The organism is Niallia nealsonii (assembly GCF_002835805.1).
Lineage (GTDB): Bacteria > Bacillota > Bacilli > Bacillales > Cytobacillaceae > Niallia > Niallia nealsonii.
Genome location: NZ_PISE01000008.1, coordinates 51,943 through 66,121 on the forward strand (window position 1 = coordinate 51,943; position 14,179 = coordinate 66,121).

General features: G+C 33.9%; 12 protein-coding genes. All 12 read left to right on the plus strand.

Annotation, left to right across the window (positions count from 1 at the left end):
• Positions 1 to 53 precede the first annotated feature (53 nt).
• The 12 genes from rarD (at position 54) to argH (ending at position 14,132) form a co-directional block, all read left to right on the plus strand.
• Positions 54 to 980 carry an EamA family transporter RarD gene (rarD, locus tag CWS01_RS03640; RefSeq protein ID WP_101175691.1) on the plus strand — a complete coding sequence of 309 codons (927 nt, stop codon included), beginning with the start codon at positions 54 to 56 and terminating at the stop codon, positions 978 to 980.
• 324 nt (positions 981 to 1,304) lie between these two features.
• A complete protein-coding gene (gene sppA / locus CWS01_RS03645; RefSeq protein ID WP_101175692.1) occupies positions 1,305 to 2,315 on the plus strand; it encodes a signal peptide peptidase SppA in 1,011 nt (336 codons plus the stop codon).
• 11 nt (positions 2,316 to 2,326) lie between these two features.
• A complete protein-coding gene (locus CWS01_RS03650) occupies positions 2,327 to 2,875 on the plus strand; it encodes an RDD family protein (protein ID WP_235851965.1) in 549 nt (182 codons plus the stop codon).
• Positions 2,876 to 3,131: 256 nt separating this feature from the next.
• On the plus strand, positions 3,132 to 3,824 hold the full coding sequence (locus CWS01_RS03655; RefSeq protein ID WP_101175693.1) for a DUF2953 domain-containing protein: 693 nt from the start codon (positions 3,132 to 3,134) through the stop codon (positions 3,822 to 3,824).
• Positions 3,825 to 3,851: 27 nt separating this feature from the next.
• The gene (gene ytfJ / locus CWS01_RS03660) at positions 3,852 to 4,307 is read left to right on the plus strand and encodes a GerW family sporulation protein (protein ID WP_101175694.1); all 456 of its coding nucleotides are present in this window, start codon (positions 3,852 to 3,854) and stop codon (positions 4,305 to 4,307) included.
• Positions 4,308 to 4,525: 218 nt separating this feature from the next.
• Positions 4,526 to 5,026 carry a thiol peroxidase gene (gene tpx / locus CWS01_RS03665; protein WP_101175695.1) on the plus strand — a complete coding sequence of 167 codons (501 nt, stop codon included), beginning with the start codon at positions 4,526 to 4,528 and terminating at the stop codon, positions 5,024 to 5,026.
• A 236-nt stretch (positions 5,027 to 5,262) separates the two neighbouring features.
• The gene (locus CWS01_RS03670; RefSeq protein ID WP_101175696.1) at positions 5,263 to 6,246 is read left to right on the plus strand and encodes a class I SAM-dependent methyltransferase; all 984 of its coding nucleotides are present in this window, start codon (positions 5,263 to 5,265) and stop codon (positions 6,244 to 6,246) included.
• A gap of 255 nt (positions 6,247 to 6,501) precedes the next feature.
• Positions 6,502 to 7,689, plus strand: coding sequence for an acetate kinase (locus tag CWS01_RS03675; protein ID WP_101175697.1), 1,188 nt, complete (start codon positions 6,502 to 6,504; stop codon positions 7,687 to 7,689).
• A gap of 174 nt (positions 7,690 to 7,863) precedes the next feature.
• Complete coding sequence (locus CWS01_RS03680; RefSeq protein WP_157827531.1) at positions 7,864 to 8,685, plus strand: EcsC family protein; 822 nt, start codon at positions 7,864 to 7,866, stop codon at positions 8,683 to 8,685.
• 94 nt (positions 8,686 to 8,779) lie between these two features.
• A complete protein-coding gene (gene helD, locus CWS01_RS03685) occupies positions 8,780 to 11,062 on the plus strand; it encodes an RNA polymerase recycling motor HelD (protein WP_101175699.1) in 2,283 nt (760 codons plus the stop codon).
• Between the two features lie 470 nt (positions 11,063 to 11,532).
• Positions 11,533 to 12,741, plus strand: a complete 1,209-nt coding sequence (locus tag CWS01_RS03690) for an argininosuccinate synthase (protein ID WP_101175700.1) — start codon at positions 11,533 to 11,535, stop codon at positions 12,739 to 12,741.
• Positions 12,738 to 14,132 carry an argininosuccinate lyase gene (argH, locus tag CWS01_RS03695; RefSeq protein WP_101175701.1) on the plus strand — a complete coding sequence of 465 codons (1,395 nt, stop codon included), beginning with the start codon at positions 12,738 to 12,740 and terminating at the stop codon, positions 14,130 to 14,132. Before CWS01_RS03690 ends, argH begins: the two co-directional genes overlap by 4 nt.
• Positions 14,133 to 14,179 lie beyond the last annotated feature (47 nt).

Below are 14,179 nucleotides of genomic sequence, written 5' to 3' on the forward strand. Positions count from 1 at the left end.
ATTTTAGATATTATAATGGTTGAATATTTCGTAAATAGAAAGAAGCGATAAAAATGGGAGAAAATAGAGTAAAGCAAGGCGTGATATTTGCAGGGATATCCTATTTAATATGGGGAATGTTTCCTGTTTATTGGAAACTTTTGAAGGGAGTAGGGGCAGACGAAATTTTAGCTAACAGGGTTATATGGTCTTTTGTATTTATGGTTATGCTTGTTATCGTAACGAATAAATGGAAAAAAGTTATTTTAACGATTCAAGCTTTTAAAACAAATAAAAAACAGGCTGCTCTTTTATTTACAGCTTCCGTTCTTGTAAGCTGTAATTGGTTTATTTATATATGGGCTGTTAATGCAGATAAAGTGATTGAAACAAGTCTCGGCTATTATATAAATCCACTTGTAAGCGTCCTTTTAGGAGTGCTTGTTTTAAAAGAGAAACTGAAGAAGGCACAAATTATTTCTTTTATTTTAGCAGCAATCGGTGTATGTATTTTAACTTTTTCTCATGGAAGTTTTCCATGGATTGCAGTGTCTCTTGCTTTAACCTTTGGATTGTATGGCTTAGCAAAAAAAATAATAATATTAGATTCTGAAATTGGTTTAACAATTGAAACGATGTTTATTACCCCAATTGCCCTCCTTTATATGGGCTATTTATTTGCGAGTGGGAGACATGAATTTCTTATTGGTTCAACGAGTATCAATATATTAATAATGGTTTCTGGTGTTTTAACAGCCATTCCTCTATTGTTTTTTGCAAAAGGTGCACAAAGAATTCCTCTTTCCATGTTAGGATTTATTCAGTATTTAACGCCAACCCTTACTTTAATTCTTGGTGTTTTTCTTTATCATGAAGAGTTTACCACTTCGCATTTAATGGCATTTATCTTCATTTGGTCAGCGTTAACAATATACAGCTTATCACAAACGAAATTATTTCGGATTTTTGGTAAATCCAAAGCAGAGGTTTATAGTAAATAAAGTGAAACTTCAATCAGTGGGGGTTCTTCATCCCCCATCTAGATTTCATTAACCTTGAGGTAGAGTTGTCTGTTAATGCGTGATAAAAGGAAGATGATTTGATTTTCCACAACTTTTTAAGCAGATTTTTTTGCCTTCCATTTAGAGTTTTACAAAGGAATGGTAATGTTTCATTAGGAAAAACTAGTTGTAGTGATTAGGTCGATAACCTTTTTCTTATCAAACATAAAAGGAAGATTTGTATAGAAAGTATTATTTTTGAAACATTTAATAAAGTTTAACGTATAGTTATAAGTAAAAAATAGTAGGAGGGAAAACATTTTGATGAATGGAAAGCGTTGGGCAGCGTTAGGAATTGCCGCATTTTTATTTATATTCTCTATTATCACAAGCATTGTATCAACAGCCATGACAACAGATGTGGAAGGGATATTTAATAGCTTTATGAATGACGAAGAAGAAATGTTTGCTGAGGATGTTATTCAAGATGGAGACGAATTGCAAAAAATTGCAGTATTAGAAGTTGATGGAACGATACAAGATACTGGAGATGCAGAGTCGCTCATTAGTTCAGCAGGTTATAATCATAAGTCCTTTATGGAGAAACTTAATTACATAAAAGAAGATGATAGTGTCAAAGGATTAATTATTAAAGTAAATTCACCAGGGGGCGGTGTCGTTGAAAGTGCGGAAATACATGATAAAATTGTAGAAATTCAAAAAGATTCAAAAAAACCTGTGTATATTTCGATGGGATCTATGGCGGCTTCTGGCGGCTATTATATTTCCGCGCCTGCAGATAAAATATTTGCAAGTCCTGAAACATTAACAGGGTCTCTTGGAGTCATTATGCATGGTTATAATTTTAAAGGATTGGCAGAAAAATATGGAGTTGATTTTGTAACGATAAAAAGCGGCCCATATAAAGATATTATGAGTTCTACTAGAGATATGACAAAAGAGGAAAAAGACATACTGCAAACGATGATTAATAATTCGTATGAAGGATTTGTTAAAGTTATCGCGGATGGAAGAGGCATGTCTACATCAGAAGTGAAAAAAATTGCGGATGGAAGAATATATGATGGCAGACAAGCAAAACAGTTAAATTTAATTGATGGCTTTGGCTATTTTGACGATGTAGTGGAACAGATGAAAAAAGATTATGATTTGGACGATCCGATGGTAGTGAGCTATTCAGATAGCACCGGTTTAGCATCTATACTCGGGATGAGTGCCAATAAAATAATGGGTGAGGATAAGGAGTTAGTTAATATGCTAAAACTTGTCAGTCATACAAATTCTCCTCGTCTTATGTATCTATATGCAGAGTAGGAGGTGGGCAAATGACGAATCAATTAAATGAGGAAGAAGCAGCAATAACTAAACAAATGGAAAATATAGAGCATCATGAAGAGGAAATAGTGAAAACGCAGCAAGAGCTCCATAATAATGCATCTTTACAAGTCTTTGAAAATCCGACTTATCAATTCGCGGGATTTTGGATGAGATTTTGGGCGTATTTAGTGGATTTGATTATTATTGGTAGTATAAACCGGATTATCATACACCCTATATTTCGAGCTGCTGATCTGCCTTTACATGAAAGCGGCATATTTACACCAATTAATATAACTACAGCTATTGTATTCTATTTGTATTTTGTTTTAATGACGAAATTTTTAAAACAAACATTAGGAAAGATGATTTTTGGATTAGAAGTAGTGCCACTTAAAAAAGAAAGCTTATCTTGGGACACGGTTCTTTTCCGGGAATGGATTGGGCGTTTTATTTCTTCTAGTGTTATTATTCTTTATGCTATAGTTGCATTTTTGCCTAAAAAGCAAGGATTGCATGATTTATTTGCAGATACAGCTGTTGTCCATGTACGATAAAAGCTCGCTGAATTCATGTGAAAAATATAAATGATATTCTTATAAACAAAGGCTCTTTTTGTATACTTGGTTGTTTTATAGCAAATTAATATATACAATCACTGCAAAAACAATTTGAATAAAGAATCCCCTGTAAATTTTTTACGGGGGATTTTTTATTAGGAAGATCAGTTAATATGGTTAGTTTTATTGATGGGAAAAATAGTATATTTTTTTTGTTTTTACCAATAATAAAATGTTGAAGGGCGTGTATTAAGTGAAACTTATATTGATTATTGGAATTAGTTTATTTTCCTTGCTGCTGCTTTTAATCTTTTTGCTACTAGTTACGAAGTCTACCATACATATCCGCTATTATCATAAAAAAGATAATGATGATTTAACGATTGAGGTGAAACTATTATTTGGACTTATAAGATATAAAAAGAAAATTCCTCTTATTAAAATCGATGAAAATTCTCCAACCATGGTGGTCGAGGAAGAAACAAAAATAAACGAATCAGAGGCAGCCGGTACAAAAAAAACGAAACAATTTTCTGCAGAGGATTTAGTAGCTGTTTTGGAGAATGCAAAGGAAATATTATGGCATATTGTTGGATTTCACCGTATTATTCGGTCTTTTTTATCAAAAGTAACCATTAGAAATATCGAATGGAGTTCAATTGTTGGTCTTGGCGATGCCGCACATACAGGAGCAATTTCTGGGGCGCTTTGGGCAGTAAAGGGTGGCATAATAGGCATTGTAAGCCAATATATGTGCATGCAGAATATGCCGCAAATAAATATTTATCCTCAATTTCAGCGCGTTGCATCTGAAACGTTATTTAAGTGTATGTTTCAATTTCGAATAGGGCATGCTATGTTTGCAGGTATTAAGATAGTTAAATTTTGGAAGGGCGGATTTCCTCAGATTAAAACCACGGATACAACTACGTCTGTCCAAAAATAAATAATGATTATATGGAGGAATAGTAATATGTCAGATCATCCAATACAAGGCTTAATGACAACCGCAATGGAAAACCTAAAAGAAATGATTGATGTAAATACGATAATAGGAGATCCTGTAGAAACACCAGATGGAAGTGTAATTCTTACTGTATCCAAAGTTGGTTTTGGATTTGCTGCAGGTGGAAGTGAATTCACATTGGAAAATCATTCTGCGCAGGATAGTTCCTTCACAAAACATCCTTTTGGAGGAGGTAGCGGTGGAGGAGTTTCCATTACTCCTATTGCTTTTCTAATTGTTAATGCACAAGGTGTAAACATGGTTCATTTAGATGAAAGCACTCATTTATATGAAAAATTATTAGATTTTGCTCCTCAAGCAGTCGAGAAAGTTTCACAAATGTTCTCTAAAAATAATAATCAAGCATCCTCTGCGACTGCAAAACAAGAACCGCCTAAACCAAAAGAAGATATTGAATTTTAACATAAATATTTGTTGTTAATAAAGCAGCAAATTATTATTATAACGGTCTGACATACAAACAGGATTAGCATAAGGGGGGTATTGCTTCTTATACTTGTCCAGCAAATGAATGTCAGACCATTTTTAACGTTGTATAGAACGTTTTCGTTGCAAATACATATTCTTAACGGTATGATAGTCAAAGAATATACATATGAAGAAGTACTGGAGGAAAAGAAATGGCGTCTATTACTTTTAAAAATAATCCTGTAACACTTATTGGAAATGAAGTGAAAGTCGGTGACAAAGCACCTGACTTTACAGTATTGGCAAATGATATGTCCCCTGTGACACTAGACAGTTCAAACGGAAAGGTCCGTTTATTTAGTGTCATCCCTTCCATTGATACAGGGGTTTGTGATGCGCAAACACGTCGTTTTAATGAAGATGCGGCAAAACTGGATAATGTACAAATTATTACAGTTAGTGTTGATTTGCCTTTTGCTCAAAGAAGATGGTGTGCGGCTTCTGGGATTGACAATGTCATAACGGTTTCAGACCATAAAGATCTTTCTTTCGGAAAAGCGTACGGAGTAGCAATTGAAGAAATGCGTTTACTTGCTCGTGCAATTTTTGTTGTGGATTCAACTGATACAGTAACATATGTTGAATATGTATCGGAAGCAAGCAGTCACCCAGATTATGAAAAAGCAATTGAAGCGGTAAAGCAAGCCAAATAATAAAAACGAAGACAATAAAAAAGTTGCTGCACGAAAAAAGTCTCGGAAATATTTTCGGGATTTTTTTCTGTTAACTGTGATGGAAGAAAGTTAGCAACATAAGTTGTCATCAATATGCAGCAAGGTTCATGTGTCTAAATGATAAAATAGATGATGAGGGCTTTCATTAGATCAAACAATCTTAATATACAAACGAAATAGGGTAAAAAACATACTATAGAATAGGTGGTAGAAAAATGAAAATGGTTCCGGTTGAAGAACTATTTACAGTTTTTAGCGAAACAGCAACTTTGTTAAAGGAAGAGATGGAATGTACGTATTTAGAAGCATTGGCTGCTACGGGCGAAAATATGTTTCAAGAAGCAATTTTACAAACCGATTTAAGTGAATATAGCGTAAAAAAGCTAAAAAAGAGCTATGAATCAATTTCCATTGATAAATATAGCAAAGAAGAGATACGAAAGAGTTTTCAATTAGCGATATTAAAAGGCATGCAGGAAAATATTCAGCCGAATCATCAGATGACCCCAGATTCAATTGGCATGTTTATTGGCTATTTAGTGCAAAAGCTGTATAAGAACAAGGAAATGAGTATTCTTGATCTAGCTGTAGGAACAGGGAATTTATTAACAACAGTAATGAACCAACAGTCGGAAAAAGATATAGAAGCATACGGGGTAGAAATTGACGATTTATTATTGAAGCTTGGTTTTGTAAATGCAAATTTACAAGAACAGCCAATTCAATTCTATAATCAAGATAGTTTAGGAAAATTATTTATTGATCCTGTTGATCTAGTAGTAAGCGATTTGCCTATCGGCTATTATCCAAATGATATTGGTGCAAGTGAATACAAATTAAAAGCAGATAATGGCCACTCTTATGCACATCATTTGTTTATTGAACAAAGCATTAACCACTTAAAAGATGGTGGTTATCTTTTTTGCATGATACCAAATAATTTATTTGAAAGTGAGCAGGCGGATAAGCTGCATAAATTTTTTAAAGAAACGGTTCATATTCAAGCGATTATGCAATTGCCATTAACGCTATTCAAAAGTAAACAGGCAGCAAAAAGTATTTTAGTTGTACAGAAAAAAGGCGAAGGGATAGAAGCGCCAAAACAAGTGCTTTTGGCTAATGTGCCAAGTCTTTCTAATATGGGGAAAATGGAAAAAATATTAGCGGATATTGAAAAGTGGGTAAAAGATAATAAATAATGTTATAAAACAGAACTCTTCTATTATATAGTAGTTTTCGGTGATTTTAAGGTAAAGTTTGTCAAAAAAATGAAAAATAGCAAGAAAATCTTAAAAAATGGCAGAACTGTTGATTAAGTGCTTGAAATGTTTGTAGTACAATGTTTAAATGATAAATTGAGAGATATTTGTAATGTCTGTTGTACACACTAAGATTGTTCCATGTCAGACATGCGTATAAAACTGTTGTTATACAAAAGGAGCGTATATAAATTTATGTCGAAAATTATTGCAATTAATGCTGGTAGTTCTTCATTAAAATTTCAGCTTTTTGAAATGCCAAGTGAAGAAGTTATCACAAAAGGATTAATCGAACGTATTGGGCTAAATGATGCAGTGTTTAATATTTCTGCAAATGGCGAAAAAATTAAAGAAGTGACAGAAATTCCCGATCATGAAGTAGCTGTTAAAATTCTTTTGAGTAAATTAACAGAACTTGGAATTATTGCTTCTTTAGATGAAATCGAAGGAATTGGCCATCGTGTTGTACATGGTGGAGAAGAGTTTTCTGATTCTGCAGTAATCACACCAGAAGTAATTGAAAAAATTGGCGCCTTATCTGAGTTGGCGCCATTACACAACCCAGCAAACCTGACAGGAATTCGTGCGTTCCAACAAGTATTGCCAAATGTTCCTGCAGTTGCAGTATTTGATACAGCTTTCCACCAAACAATGCCAGAAAGCGCATATTTATATAGCCTTCCTTACGAGTACTATGAAAAGTATGGCATGCGTAAATATGGTTTCCACGGTACAAGCCATAAGTACGTTTCTCAACGTGCGGCAGAACTATTAGGCCGTCCGATTGACCAATTGCGTTTAATTTCTTGCCATTTAGGAAATGGAGCAAGTATTGCAGCAATTGATGGAGGCAAATCAATTGATACATCAATGGGATTCACACCGCTTGCAGGTGTAACAATGGGTACACGTTCTGGTAATATTGACCCTGCGCTTATCCCATTTATTATGGATAAAACAAATACTACTGCTGATGAAGTTCTTCAAGTATTAAATAAAAAGAGTGGACTTTTAGGTATTTCTGGTTTCTCAAGTGACTTGCGTGATATCACAGAAGCTGCAAACGAAGGAAATGATCGTGCAGAACTTGCTTTAACGGTATTTGCTGATAGTATTCATAAATATATCGGTTCATATGCTGCGGGAATGAACGGCGTTGATGCAATCATTTTCACAGCTGGAATCGGTGAAAACAGTGAAGTAGTACGTTCAAGAGTATTAAAAGGATTAGAGTTTATGGGCGTATACTGGGATCCGACTTTAAACAAAATCTCTGGGGAAGAATCATTTATTAACTATCCTCACTCTCCAGTTAAAGTAATGGTTATTCCTACAAATGAAGAAGTAATGATTGCACGTGATGTAGTAAGACTTGCAAAATAATATTTAAACAATAAAAATCCGAATTTCGTTATTTAATCGAAATCCGGATTTTTATTGTTTTTTGTTAATAAAATAATGAGTAGCATAAACTATATAGTACTTTTCCAGTCGTTGTCTAAATATGGTATCTTCATTTATATAAAGTGGTTTATTCTATTCGTTGGAGGAGATAAAGTGACTTTGACTAAAAGCGATTATTATTATTTAGAAAAGATAAAAACATGGGAAAAGGAATTGGCAAATCATCAATCAAGCAATGTAAAAATATATCGCAAATATATGGAATTAGGACTTTCCTTTTTGCCGGAAACAGCAAAAGAACAAATATATATGCTGTTGGATAGTTCATTATTTCACTTTCATTCCATTTTGTTTAACTCCACTTTTCAGAAAAATACTGCAGACAAATTGATTGAATCAGCAAGATTATTTAATGAAGATATTGTTCAATTAGAAGAAATGAAAACATTAACAAGTGATCAATTATATTCTATAGCCAAACAGCAAATAGCCTATTATCGTCTTTTTGCATTTGGCCAAGGTGCGGCTTCTGGGAGCGGGAAAACCTCCTTTTTGCTTAGCGATCTTCTCGCTGTTTTAGCAATCAATCTGCGCTCCATTCAAGTTATTGCCTCCATTTATGGAAGACCCGCTAATAGCCCCTATGAAATCATGACTGTTTTAAAAGTATTTCATGCAGCATGTTTGCCTAAAATGCTACAAAAAGAAGCTTGGCATCAATTAATGGCAGAATTAGATAATTATCGGGAAGAGTTTTTTTATAAAGGTACGGAAGAGATAATGGATGAACATGTTTTTTCATTATTATTAAAGCAGAGTATAAAAATGATACTTATTTTACATTTTAGTAAAAAATCTCCTTATTTTAGCATATTGCTCGGTGGAGGAGCCAACTATCAATTTACAAAAAAAATAACAGATTTTGCTCATAAATATTATCAAAAAAGCTATTTAGATTTAAAAAATAGCAGCTGATCAATAAAGCAAAACTACATAAAAGTTAAAAGTATCTTATGGAGGAAAAAAGCAATTGGTTAGTTAGAGTATAGATTTTTCAAAGGAGTAGAACATGGAAGAAAATAAGATGGCTGAATTTAGAGCAGAACAAAAACGTCTTCTCTATACAAAAAATTATATGAATGAAGTAATAGCAGAAGCGAAGCAAAATCAAGGGAATCTACAAGAAAATATGAAACAGGCAATGGGAAATGCTGATTTATTGGATAGTAGTTTAAGCTATATTAACTTATTGACGAATAGTAAGTTTTTGCAAACTGCGACAACAGAATTGAATATTCTGCAGAGAATACTGAATGCTCCCTATTTTGCACGGATAGATTATCAGATGAAGGACAAAAAGACAAAAGGAGTATATTACATTGGAAAAACGTCTCTTTATGAAAAAGAAACGCAGCAGCCGATTATTGTTGACTGGAGGTCTCCTATTGCCAATGTTTATTATGATGGGAGATTAGGGGAAGTATCCTATGAGGCGAATGACGAAATAATCGAAGGACATTTGTCGTTAAAGAGGCAATATAAGATAGAGCAGGGAAAACTTATCGATTATCAGGATATTGATTTAACTACAACAGATGAATTGCTCCAGGAATCTTTAGCTGGAAAGGCAGATCAGCGTTTAACAGAAATAATTACAACCATTCAAGCAGAACAAAATGAAGTCATTCGCGCAGATCTTAATCGGCCAATTATTGTTCAAGGTGCAGCAGGCAGTGGGAAAACAACGATTGCCCTGCATCGAATCTCTTATTTTATTTATCATTATGCAAAATATTTTCAACCAGAGCAGCTTATGATTTTAGCACCAAATCATATGTTTATTGGCTATCTTGCAGATGCCCTTCCAGACCTTGGGGTGGAAAAGATTAGACAAACAACCTATGTTGATTACGTTCGTTTATGCATTGGCAAAAACATAAAAATGGTAAAGTCCACTGAAAAATTGATCTCCTTGCTTCATCATTCATTAGAAAAAGAAGATATGATCAAATGGCTTGCGCGATTTAAAGGGTCATTAACTTACAAAAAAATAATAGATAATTATTTAAAAGATATATGTGATAATATGTGCCCAAAAGAAGATTTTCGTATTGAAAAATTCCCCTTATATGGGGCGAAAAAATTGCGACGGCTTTTTACAACAGAATATAACTATCTTCCTCTTGTGAAACGAAAAGAAAAAATTAAAGGGATTTTGCAAGCAGATTTGAAAAGGAAAAAAAATATCATTTTCACCAAACTGACGGAAAAGTATGAAGCTGCATTAGATCGTGCTTTGCAAATAAAGGATGATGAAAAAAGAAAAGAGCGAGTTGTCTATTTTTTAGATACAAAAGCAGAAAGATTAGATACCGTGAAAAAAGAAGCAGCATCAGCCGTGAGGAAATATGCTGCAAAAATGCCTGTAGACACTTTATATGGATATTATCAACAATTATTTGCAAGTAAAGAGGAATTTAAAAAATATGCAGGCGATTTTCTTTCTGAAGAGGAACTAGACTTTATGGTGGATTTTCAAGCAACTCTTCTTCAAGAGAAAAAAGTGGAAATTGAAGATTTTGGAGCACTTTTTTATTTACAGTACAAAATATTTGGCATTGATAAAAAATATAGAGCAAAAAATGTAGTAATAGATGAAGTGCAAGATTATAGTGACTTCCAGCTGTATGCTCTAAAAGCTGGACTAGAAACGGACATGTTTACACTTGTTGGAGATTTAGCGCAAGGTATTCATTCTTATCGTGGATTAAAAAACTGGGAAACTTTAAAGAACACCGTTTTCCCCCGTGCAAATTATATGACATTGCAGAAAAGCTATCGAACAACCATTGAAATTATGCAGATGGCAAATGATGTATTAGCTTTGCTTGATGAAGACCTTCCAAAAGTAAAACCGGTTGTCCGCCACGGAGAAAAGCCAATTTTTTATTCTTTTCAAAGTCAAAAGGATTTAGCGGAGAAGGTAGATGCTAGAATACAAACTGTTCAAAAAGAAGGATATCATTCTATTGCAGTTATTGGAAAAACAGAGGAAGAATGTAAAAAAATATACAAGCATTTAAAAAAAAGCAAAAACTATGAAGTCCAGCTGCTTCGAGAAAACGAAGGGTTAAAAAAAGGTCATGTGATAATTGTTCCAAGTTATTTATCAAAAGGATTAGAATTTGATGCTGTTGTGATTTTTTCTCTTGATGAGTATTTTCGTTTGGAGGAAATAGAAATAAAGCTTCTTTATGTAGCAATGACAAGACCAATGCATAAACTTTATCTTTTTGCCAAACACAAAAAAGATTTATTGCTAGATTATGTGAATAAAGTTAATTATGATTAGCAATAAATAGGCAGCGAATCAAAGTTATTAAAGGACAGAAGCAACAGATAAAAGCGGAGGTGCATGCAGTAGCAGGAATATTAAACGACTGATGTTTTGCTGCATCAGAATCAACTGGCACTGTTTGTTTTGTGACGGAGAAGCTAAGCATGCCTTGAGTTGATTCATGTTATTAGAGAATTACATAAATGATGTATAAATTATTGCATAAAGAGAGAGGGGGAATTCTCCTCTCTTTTTCTATGAGTACAAAAAAAGGAAATCTTCTCTTATTTGAATAGAGGGATATATATCCGTATCTAACGGTACAGTGCTAAAATACTGTAATTCTCATAAATATATATTTTTTTTTATATTTTTATAAATTACTATTGAATTTCCCAGGAAAAGTTGTTAAAGTGTTTAATATAGTTTTTGAATAAAAATATAAATTAATGAATATTTATTCGTATATATAGGAGGAACACAAAATGGCAAATCCGAAAGTAGTTTTAGCATATTCAGGCGGTTTAGATACATCTGTAGCAATTAAATGGATTCAGGATCAAGGGTACGATGTTGTAGCATGCTGCCTTGATGTTGGCGAGGGGAAAGATTTAAACTTTATTCAACAAAAAGCATTAACTGTTGGTGCAGTGCAATCATATGTAATTGATGCAAAAGAGGAATTTGCACAAGATTTTGCGTTGGTTTCTTTACAAGCACATACCATGTATGAAGGGAAATATCCACTTGTATCTGCATTGTCAAGACCATTAATTGCAAAAAAATTAGTAGAAGTAGCGGAGAAAGAAAATGCAGTAGCAGTTGCACATGGATGTACGGGAAAAGGAAATGACCAAGTGCGCTTCGAAGTATCGATTCAAAGCTTAAATCCAAATCTGCAAGTATTAGCGCCAGTTCGTGAGTGGGGCTGGAGCCGTGAAGAAGAAATTGAGTATGCAAAAGAAAAAAATATTCCAATTCCAATTAACTTAGACAGCCCATTTTCGATTGATCAAAACCTTTGGGGACGTGCAAATGAATGTGGAATTTTAGAAGATCCTTGGGCGGCACCACCAGAAGAGGCATATGAATTAACTTCTAGCTTGGAAAATGCGCCAGATACAGCAGATGTTATTGAAATTGAGTTTAAAGAAGGTGTGCCAGTAAGCATTGATGGTATCTCTTATAAATTATCTGATTTAATTTTAGAGCTGAATAAGTTAGCTGGCAAACATGGAGTTGGAAGAATTGACCATGTAGAAAATCGTCTAGTCGGCATTAAATCACGTGAGGTTTATGAATGCCCAGCTGCTTTAACATTAATTAAAGCACATAAAGAATTAGAAGATATCACGTTAGTAAAAGAAGTGGCTCATTTTAAACCAGTTATTGAGAAAAAACTGACAGAAGTAATTTATGAAGGACTTTGGTTCTCTCCTATTACAAAAGCATTGCAAGCATTTTTGAAAGAAACGCAAAAAAATGTAACAGGAACAGTACGTGTAAAATTATTTAAAGGGCATTCTATTATTGAAGGAAGAAAATCTCCACATTCACTTTATGATGAAAAATTGGCAACTTATACTTCTGATGATGAATTTGATCATACAGCTGCTGTTGGATTTATTAAATTATGGGGCTTGCCAACAAAAGTACAAAGCATCGTGGAAAATAACAAGAAGGTGACAGTGTGAAAAAATTGTGGGGTGGCAGATTTACAAAGTCTGCAGAGGAATGGGTAGATGAATTTGGCGCTTCCATTTCTTTTGATCAAGAGTTAGTGCTAGAAGATATTGAAGGAAGCATTGCCCATGTGACAATGCTTTCTCAAACAGGCATTTTAACAAATGAGGAAGCGGAAAAAATTAAAAATGGCTTATTTAGCCTAAAAGAAAAAGCAGAAAAAGAAGAGCTTGCTTTTTCGATAAAATTAGAAGACATCCATTTAAATCTAGAAAGTCAATTAACAGATTTAATTGGTCCTGTTGGCGGAAAACTCCATACGGGCAGAAGCAGAAACGATCAAGTGGCAACAGATATGCATCTGTATTTGCGTAAAGAAGTTAAGAATATTATCTCTTATGTAGAAGAACTTCAAGATGCTTTACTTGCAAAGGCAAATGAGCATATCGAAACGATTATGCCTGGATATACTCATCTGCAAAGAGCGCAGCCTATTTCTTTTGCCCATCATCTTATGGCTTATTTTTGGATGTTTGAAAGAGATAAGGCAAGACTTGCGGAAAACTTAAATAGAATTAATGTTTCTCCATTAGGCGCTGGTGCGTTAGCTGGAACGACTTTTCCAATTGACCGAAATTACAGTGCAAGTTTAATGGGATTTGATTCCATTTATGAAAACAGCATGGATGCAGTCAGCGATCGGGATTTTATTTTAGAATTTCTATCAACAAGCTCCATTCTCATGATGCATTTGTCTCGTTTCAGTGAAGAAATTATTTTATGGTCTAGTCAAGAATTTAAATTTATTGAACTAGATGATAGCTTCTCGACTGGAAGCAGTATTATGCCGCAAAAGAAAAATCCAGATATGGCGGAATTAATTCGCGGAAAAACTGGCCGTGTATACGGTAATTTAATGGGTCTTTTAACAGTACTAAAGGGACTTCCTCTTGCTTACAATAAAGATATGCAAGAAGATAAAGAAGGCATGTTTGATACAGTAAAAACGGTAGCTGGATCTTTGAAGATATTTGCAGGAATGATTCAAACAATGAAAGTAAACACAAATGTAATGGAGCAATCAACAAAAAATGATTTCTCTAATGCTACAGAATTGGCAGACTATTTATCAGATAAAGGCATGCCATTTAGGGAAGCTCATGAAGTAGTTGGGAAACTTGTGTTATATTGTGTGAATAAGAGCTGTTTCTTAAGTGATTTATCTTTAGGTGAATTTAAAGATGCAAGCAGTTTGTTTGAAGAAGACATTTATCATGTGCTAAACCCTGTAACTGCTGTACAGCGCAGAAACAGCGCCGGCGGTACAGGTTTTGAACAAATTAAAAAAGCAATTGCAAAAGCAAAAGCTTGTATGAATAAAGAGGGACAAGCAATAAAGTGAAACTGCAATCAGTGAATTTACGTTCCGTTAATGCCGAATAAAATAGA

Bases quoted from the DNA above. Each gene is read 5' to 3' on its own strand.
- rarD (WP_101175691.1), top strand. From the start codon at position 54: ATGGGAGAAAATAGAGTAAAGCAAGGCGTGATATTTGCAGGGATATCC.
- sppA (WP_101175692.1), top strand. From the start codon at position 1,305: ATGAATGGAAAGCGTTGGGCAGCGTTAGGAATTGCCGCATTTTTATTT.
- CWS01_RS03650 (WP_235851965.1), top strand. From the start codon at position 2,327: ATGACGAATCAATTAAATGAGGAAGAAGCAGCAATAACTAAACAAATG.
- ytfJ (WP_101175694.1), top strand. From the start codon at position 3,852: ATGTCAGATCATCCAATACAAGGCTTAATGACAACCGCAATGGAAAAC.
- tpx (WP_101175695.1), top strand. From the start codon at position 4,526: ATGGCGTCTATTACTTTTAAAAATAATCCTGTAACACTTATTGGAAAT.
- CWS01_RS03670 (WP_101175696.1), top strand. From the start codon at position 5,263: ATGAAAATGGTTCCGGTTGAAGAACTATTTACAGTTTTTAGCGAAACA.
- CWS01_RS03675 (WP_101175697.1), top strand. From the start codon at position 6,502: ATGTCGAAAATTATTGCAATTAATGCTGGTAGTTCTTCATTAAAATTT.
- helD (WP_101175699.1), top strand. From the start codon at position 8,780: ATGGAAGAAAATAAGATGGCTGAATTTAGAGCAGAACAAAAACGTCTT.
- CWS01_RS03690 (WP_101175700.1), top strand. From the start codon at position 11,533: ATGGCAAATCCGAAAGTAGTTTTAGCATATTCAGGCGGTTTAGATACA.